The sequence below is a fragment of the Marivita sp. genome, assembly GCF_017643905.1.
GTDB lineage: Bacteria > Pseudomonadota > Alphaproteobacteria > Rhodobacterales > Rhodobacteraceae > Marivita.
This window is the reverse complement of the sequence record NZ_JAEPMO010000193.1, coordinates 1-6,605: the sequence shown is the minus strand read 5'-3', so window position 1 is coordinate 6,605 and position 6,605 is coordinate 1. Positions and strand designations below refer to the sequence as shown.

Here is a 6,605-nt window from a genome sequence, read left to right as displayed (position 1 = left end):
TGGGCCTCGACTTCCGCCGGCCGGGATCGCCCGCGCAAGGCGTGCAGGCTGTACCGACCGAGAAAGATCGGGCCGAGCCAAACAATGAGACCGATGACGCGGAAGACCGCCCACGCCCTGACGAGGACCAAGCCTAATGCTCCATGCCCGTATTGCCGCGCGCGCTTTCAATACGCCTCTGCTGGTGGAACCCTCCAAGGCCATGGCATTTCTGTCAGGGCTTGGGCCGCGCATCCTCGGACGGCGGGTGGAAACTCCAGGACCGGATGACGGGAGCGAGGGCCCAGCTCCCCTACCCGCCCGCGCCAGTATTCTGGCCGGCAACCTCACCGAGCGCCTGCGCAAGCACGGCGATGCGCCCTACCCGGTCGTAGACGGCATCGCGGTGATTGAAATTTCCGGCGTGCTGATCCATCGCGGAGGCTGGATCGGTCAGTCCTCGGGCCAGACCAGCTATGAGGGGATCGCGGCACAGATCGAAGCGGCTGCCAGCGATCCAGCGGTGCGCGGGATTGCTCTGGAAATCGATAGTTTCGGGGGCGAAGTGGCCGGTGTTTTTGACCTCGCCGATCGCATTCGGGCCATCCGGGGCAGCAAGCCCGTCTGGGCCTTCGTCGCCGAGAACGCTTTCTCGGCCGGCTATGCGCTGGCCTCTCAGGCCGACCGCATCCTCCTGCCGCGCACCGGCGCCGTGGGCAGTATCGGGGTTGTCGTCATGCATGCCGACCTCAGCGGTCAGCTCGATCAAGACGGCGTGCGCGTCACGCTGGTCCATTCCGGCCAGCACAAGGTCGATGGCAATCCCTATGAGCCGCTGCCCGAGAACGTGCGCGATGACATCCAGCGCGAGATCGATGTGCTGCGGTTCCTCTTCGCCGAGACTGTCGCCGCGGGCCGCGCTGGGCGGCTGAGCCAGGACGCAGCGCTGGCGACCGAGGCTGCGACCTTTCGCGGGACGGATGCCATCGCCACAGGCCTCGCCGATGAGGTGATCGACCTCACCCGTGGCTTTGCCCGCTTTCGCGAAAGCCTGTCTGCCCCATCACCTACCGCGCGGCTGCCCCGCGCCAGTCATCCCCGAGCAAAGGAGGCCGCCATGAGCGCCACAACTGACGCCACTGAGGCAAATACGGAAATCAGAGATGCCGAGGACACCGTGCTGGAGAGCGCGACTGAACAAGATGAGCAGGAAGCTGAACAAAGCGTGCAGGAAGAAGACCCCGCGCCCGTCGCAGCTGCCGCGCCTTTGCCCGCCCCGGCGGCTGCGCAACCCAGCAATCTGGCGGACCTGTCGGCGCAGCTTCGCGAGGCGGCAGCGGAGATCGCCGAGATCGCGGCGCAAGCAGGTCGCCTCGGGATCGCAATCGATGCCGCGAAGGCGCTCCGCGATGGCACAGCGCCAGAAGCCCTCCGCAAACTGGTCCTTCAACGCGCCGCTGCAGCAGCTGACGCGCGCGACATCGTCGTGGCGCCACCCTCCCCAGTTCTCCCCAAATCCGCTGAAAGCCCGATTGTGGCCGCCGCGAAGAAGGCTGCCTCGGCGGGCAGCAAGGGCTGAACTGCTCTCCCTGACATCCGCACCGCCCACCTGATCCCCCGCCGCTCCTCCCCGGCGGGGGATTTCTTTTTGATCCCCAATCTTCAGGAGATTGCCCATGTCCGTGCTGACCCAACCGCCCACCATGGGCGATGTCCTCAAATACGAGCTAAACCCCAACTTCACCCGGGAGACCGTCACGCTGCTGGCCGGCGCCAACTACCCGGTTGGCGCTGTGCTGGGCCGCATCACTGCGAGCGGCAAGATGAAGCTCAGCACCGCCACAGGCACTGACGGCGCGCAGAACGCGGCCGCTGTCCTGCTTTACGACGTTGACGCGACAGCGGCTGATGCGACCGGCATCGTCGTCCTGCGCGGCCCCGCCATCGTCTCGAAAGCGGCGCTCGTCTTCGACGCCAGTGTCGATGACGCAGCCAAGACGGCGGCCAAACACACCCAGTTAACCGCGCTCGGCATCATCCCACGCGACGCCGCCTGATCCGGCCGCAAGATTCCTCCCCTCATTCCCGGAGTTCCCCATGACTATCACGCGCAACCCGTTTGACGCGGGCGGCTATTCGCTCGCCGAGATGACGCAGGCCATCAACATCCTGCCCAACCTCTACACCCGCCTCGGCCAGATCGGCCTGTTCCGCTTCGAGGGCGTGACGCAACGCTCTATCGTCATCGAACAGCGCGAGGGCGTCTTGAGCCTGCTGCCCTCGGTGCCGCTGGGCGCGCCGGCCACTGTCGGCACCCGCGAGCAGCGCTCGATGCGCAGCTTCGCCCTGCCCTGGATCCCGCATGACGATGTGATCCTGCCTGCTGACATTCAGGGCATGCCCGCGCTGGGCCTGTCGGATGCGGCAGACCCACTGGTCGAGGTGATGAACCGCAAGCTGACGCTGATGCGCCGCAAGCATGCCCAAACCCGCGAATACATGGAGATGAACGCGCTGCGCGGCATCGTGAAGGACGGCGCGGGCACGACCCTCTACAACTACTTCACCGAGTTCGGGATCGAACAGATCTCGGTCGACTTCGTCTTCGGCACCGCCGGAACGAACGTCCAGGGCAAGGTTCGCACCGTGCTGCGGGGTATTGAGGATAACCTCCTTGGCGAAACCATGACCACGGCACATGCGCTGGTGAGCTCGGAGTTCTTCGACAAGCTGATCAGCCACCCCAAGACCGAAGAAGCCTACAAGTTCTTCTCGGCCACGGGCGGCCAACCGCTCCGCGAGGACATGCGCCGCGCCTTCCCCTTCGCGGGCATCCTCTTTGAGGAATACAACGGCTCGGTCACCCTCTCGAATGGCACCTCGGAACGCCTGATCCCTGCGGGCGAGGGGATCGCCTTTCCGCTCGGGACCTTCGACACCTTCACCACCTATGGCGGGCCGGCCAACTTGCTCGAGACGGCCAACACCGTGGGTCTGCCGCTTTACGCGCGGCAGATGATGGACGCCAAAGGCCGCTGGATCGACCTGATGACCGAGGCATCGATCCTGCCGGTCAACAAGCGCCCGCGGCTGGCCATCCGGATCTTCAGCTCGAACTGAGGCCGCTGAGACATGACGGCCTTTGCCGTGGCCCTCGATCTGCTCTTCGCTGATCCGAACCTCACCCATGAGGCCTGGCATCGTGACAGCGAAGGGCAGTTCACCCGCATCCGCATCATCATGCGGCGTAATGATGATGTGACCACGTTTGGGGCAGCACGTCTGGTCTCAGAGACCATGCGCTTTGATGTGCGCGTCTCGGAGCTCCCCGCGCCCCGCCCCGATGATCAGATCCTCATCGGTGACGAAACCTTCCTAATCCAGGGCGAGCCGATCCGCGATCGCGAGAGGCTGATCTGGACCATCGAGGCGACGCCCGCGTGAAACTCGACCTCTCAGTCACCGGCGACATCATCACCGCGATGCGTGCTGAAATCCTCGCTGGCGAAAAGGCAGTGACCACGGCGATGCGCGCGGCAGGCGTCAACCTGAAGTCAGACTGGCGCGCTCAAATCACGCGGGCGCGCCTCGGTCAGCGGCTGGCCAACACGATCAGGTCCAAGACCTATCCTGCGGCGGGCGAAAGCCTGGAAGCGGCCGCGCTCATTTGGTCCAACGCACCCCAAATCATCGGGGCGCATGACACGGGACCCTTGATCAGGTCGAAGGACGGCTTCTGGCTTGCCATCCCAACGCCTGCGGCCGGTAAAGGCACGCGCGGCAAGGCGCTCACGCCCGGCGAATGGGAGAGGCGACGTGGTCTGCGCCTGCGCTTTGTCTATCGGCGGGGCGGTCCAAGCCTGCTCGTGGCCGATGGGCGGTTGAACAGCCGTGGACTGGGCGTGGCCTCTCGATCCAAGACTGGGCGTGGACAAAGCACTGTGCCGATTTTCCTCTTGGTTCCCCAGGTGAAACTCGCCAAAAGGCTATCTCTGGCGCGGGACGCCGAACGGGCGCAGGCGGCGATACCTGGGCTGATCGTTTCTGGATGGGTTGACGGTAAGCTGGGGTGAAAGCAGGCTCAGTACCCAGCTTCTTTTTGGTGTCGCACCGCGAGAACGACGGCAATGTCGGCTTCCAACCGGTAAAGGGCAACGTAACCGCTGCCGCCAAAGGTGATGAACCACTCGCGAAACTCTGGATCCATGTCCTCCATGGGGCGCCCTGCCCCCGGTTGGTCGCGCAATATCTGTATCCCCTCACGGATCGCCTTTGTGGCACGGCGTGCAGCGTCCGGGTTCTTTTCGGCCAGAAACTTGTAGAGCCGTTCAACATCCCGCAGTGCTGCGGGAGACCAGATCAGTTGTGGCATTCAGGAGCGTCTGCCTCTTCACCAGCCTCGAGTTTGGCAAGCCAAGCGTCTGCTTCCTCATGCGTAACATGCTGGCCCGTTGCCTGATATTCCTGCCATGCCACAAGACCAGCTTGGCGAAAGCCTTCACGCGCCTCTTCGCGGGACAGGAACTGCGAGACTGCTTCGCGCAGCATCCAATGCGTTGAGCGATCCCTCGCATCCGCAAGCCGCTTGAGGCGGTCACGTGTGTCTTGGTCGAGCTTCACTGCAATCGGGCGCACGGCATTCATGGGTGAGTCCTCATAAGTATTCATAGGTATTACCCTAGCACTTTCTTGGCGTCGACAACAGACACGAATTCACCGTTAGGCCCCTAAATGCCCACCACCCGCGAAACCATCCTTACCGCCCTGGCGGACCTGCTCAGGACGATCCCGCATGTGCCGGTTCTACGCGGAGAAGTTCTGCCGGAACGTATCCCGCCCACAGGTCTCATGATCCTACGCGACGGCATCCCGGGAGACCCAGGCGTGACCTTGTCGCCGCTGACCTATCATTTCCAGCATCGCGTAGAACTCGAGATGATCGTGCAATCAGCAACGGATAGGGACACCCTTTTCGACGCACTTGTCGCTCAGATCGGCGCAGTTATCGCCGCCGACCGGACTTTGCGGGGGTTGTGCGACTGGGTTGAACCGGAGGCCGCTGAGCCTGTCGATCTACCGGTCGAGGGGGCCGCCTCTCTGAAAGCCGGGATCATTCCGATCACCCTTCACTACGCGACCAGTGACGCGCTGGGCTGACGAGACCAATTCAAGGAGAGACACCATGGCACGAGCCCAAGGCGCGCGGGCGCAAATGGCGCTGGCGTTCGAGACAACATACGGCACGCCGCCTGCGAGCGGCTACACCAAGATGCCCTTTGCCAGCACGACGCTTGGAGCCGAGCAACCGCTGCAGACCTCGGAACTGCTGGGTTACGGCCGCGATCCGCAGGCGCCGATCAAGGATGCGGTGACGGCGGATGGCGACGTGGTGATCCCGATCGATGCCGAGGCCTTCGGCTTCTGGCTGAAGGCAGCTTTTGGCGCGCCCACGACCACCGGCGCGGAGGCGCCCTACACGCAAGAGTTCCGCTCCGGGAACTGGGCGCTGCCGTCGTTCTCAATCGAAACCGGGATGCCCGAGGTGCCACGCTATGCGATGTATTCCGGCTGTATGGTCGATAGCCTGAACTGGCAGATGGCGCGATCTGGGCTGCTGACGGCCACGGCCAGCATTGTGGCGCAGGGGGAAACGATCGCCACGACTACGGCAGCGGGAACGCCCGCCAATATCGCGCTGAAGCGCTTTGGGCATTTCAACGGGGCGATCACGCGGAACGGGGCCAACATCGGGAATGTTGTCTCCGCCGATCTGACCTATGCCAACAATCTCGATCGCATCGAGACCATCCGGGCGGATGGCAAGATCGATGGCGCGGACCCGTCCATCGCAGCGCTGACGGGTAATGTCGTTGTGCGTTTTGCCGACCAGACCCTGGTGACACAGGCGATCAATGGCGAGGCCTGTGAGCTCGAGTTTTCCTACACGCTGCCAACGGGCGAGAGCCTGACCGTTACGGCCTATGCCGTCTATCTGCCACGCCCCCGGATCGAGATCTCGGGGCCACAAGGCGTGCAGGCGACCTTCGACTGGCAAGCTGCCAGCGATCCCGTCGCAGGCCGGATGTGCACCGTAACGCTCACCAACGACCGCGAGGATTACTGACCGTGCTGCGCCTGAACCTTTCTACTGAACCCCAGTGGCTCGACTTGGGCTATGGTGTCCGTCTGCTGGTCGAGCCGCTGACCACCGCCATTATGTTGGCCGCGCGGAGCGATCCGACGATCGTCGCGGCCGCCGGTGATGCTGACGGGAGCGCCTCCAACGACGACCTCGCGCGCATCGTGGCCAAGGCCGTGGCGCGCATTGTCGTGAAAGATTGGGACGGCGTCGGTGATGAGGTCGGAAAACCGCTGGCCCTGACGCCCCAAGGCATCGACGCTCTGCTGGAACTCTGGCCAATCTTCGAGGCCTTTCAGACGAAATACATCGCGGGCGCGCTCATTCTGGATGCGGAAAAAAACGTCTGACCGCTCTCGCCGACTGGGAATTCGGCGGGGGCGGTGAGTATTGCGCAGCTTGTTCGCCTACGTGTGTGGAATGCCCAGGCACTCTCCATCAACCCATGACCCTCGAGGGCTGGCAGATCTGGGATCTGGTGCAGCGC

10 protein-coding genes are annotated in these 6,605 nt (G+C 63.8%); 8 read left to right on the top strand and 2 right to left on the bottom strand.

The window, feature by feature from the left end; all coding sequences use genetic code 11:
• The first annotated feature begins 136 nt into the window (after window positions 1–136).
• The 5 genes from JJ869_RS21015 to JJ869_RS20995 all read left to right on the top strand — a co-directional run bounded on the left by JJ869_RS21015 (window position 137) and on the right by JJ869_RS20995 (window position 4,052).
• Window positions 137–1,558: a S49 family peptidase gene (locus tag JJ869_RS21015; RefSeq protein ID WP_292270386.1), complete on the top strand. Its 1,422-nt coding sequence runs from the start codon at window positions 137–139 to the stop codon at window positions 1,556–1,558.
• A gap of 97 nt (window positions 1,559–1,655) precedes the next feature.
• A complete protein-coding gene (locus JJ869_RS21010; RefSeq protein WP_292270384.1) occupies window positions 1,656–2,036 on the top strand; it encodes a head decoration protein in 381 nt (126 codons plus the stop codon).
• 40 nt (window positions 2,037–2,076) lie between these two features.
• Window positions 2,077–3,099 (top strand): major capsid protein, encoded by a 1,023-nt coding sequence (locus JJ869_RS21005; protein ID WP_292270382.1) that lies wholly within the window; start codon window positions 2,077–2,079, stop codon window positions 3,097–3,099.
• 12 nt (window positions 3,100–3,111) lie between these two features.
• A complete protein-coding gene (locus tag JJ869_RS21000; protein ID WP_292270380.1) occupies window positions 3,112–3,423 on the top strand; it encodes a hypothetical protein in 312 nt (103 codons plus the stop codon).
• Entirely contained in the window at window positions 3,420–4,052 is a 633-nt protein-coding gene (locus tag JJ869_RS20995) for a DUF6441 family protein (protein ID WP_292270378.1), read from the top strand. The genes JJ869_RS21000 and JJ869_RS20995 overlap by 4 nt, the downstream gene beginning before the upstream one ends.
• An 8-nt stretch (window positions 4,053–4,060) precedes the next feature.
• Here the strand turns inward: JJ869_RS20995 and JJ869_RS20990 are convergent, their stop codons facing one another.
• Together JJ869_RS20990 and JJ869_RS20985 are read right to left on the bottom strand one after the other, a co-directional pair.
• The gene (locus JJ869_RS20990) at window positions 4,061–4,351 is read right to left on the bottom strand and encodes a type II toxin-antitoxin system RelE/ParE family toxin (protein WP_292270376.1); all 291 of its coding nucleotides are present in this window, start codon (window positions 4,349–4,351) and stop codon (window positions 4,061–4,063) included.
• Window positions 4,339–4,623 (bottom strand): ribbon-helix-helix protein, CopG family, encoded by a 285-nt coding sequence (locus JJ869_RS20985; protein WP_292270375.1) that lies wholly within the window; start codon window positions 4,621–4,623, stop codon window positions 4,339–4,341. The genes JJ869_RS20990 and JJ869_RS20985 overlap by 13 nt, the downstream gene beginning before the upstream one ends.
• 87 nt (window positions 4,624–4,710) lie before the next feature.
• Between JJ869_RS20985 and JJ869_RS20980 the strand changes: the two genes are divergently transcribed.
• The 3 genes from JJ869_RS20980 to JJ869_RS20970 are packed head-to-tail and all read left to right on the top strand — an operon-like array spanning window position 4,711 to window position 6,468.
• Window positions 4,711–5,136, top strand: a complete 426-nt coding sequence (locus JJ869_RS20980; RefSeq protein ID WP_292270374.1) for an acyl-CoA transferase — start codon at window positions 4,711–4,713, stop codon at window positions 5,134–5,136.
• A 25-nt stretch (window positions 5,137–5,161) separates the two neighbouring features.
• A complete protein-coding gene (locus tag JJ869_RS20975; RefSeq protein WP_292270373.1) occupies window positions 5,162–6,103 on the top strand; it encodes a phage tail tube protein in 942 nt (313 codons plus the stop codon).
• A 2-nt stretch (window positions 6,104–6,105) separates the two neighbouring features.
• Complete coding sequence (locus tag JJ869_RS20970) at window positions 6,106–6,468, top strand: hypothetical protein (protein WP_292270372.1); 363 nt, start codon at window positions 6,106–6,108, stop codon at window positions 6,466–6,468.
• Window positions 6,469–6,605 lie beyond the last annotated feature (137 nt).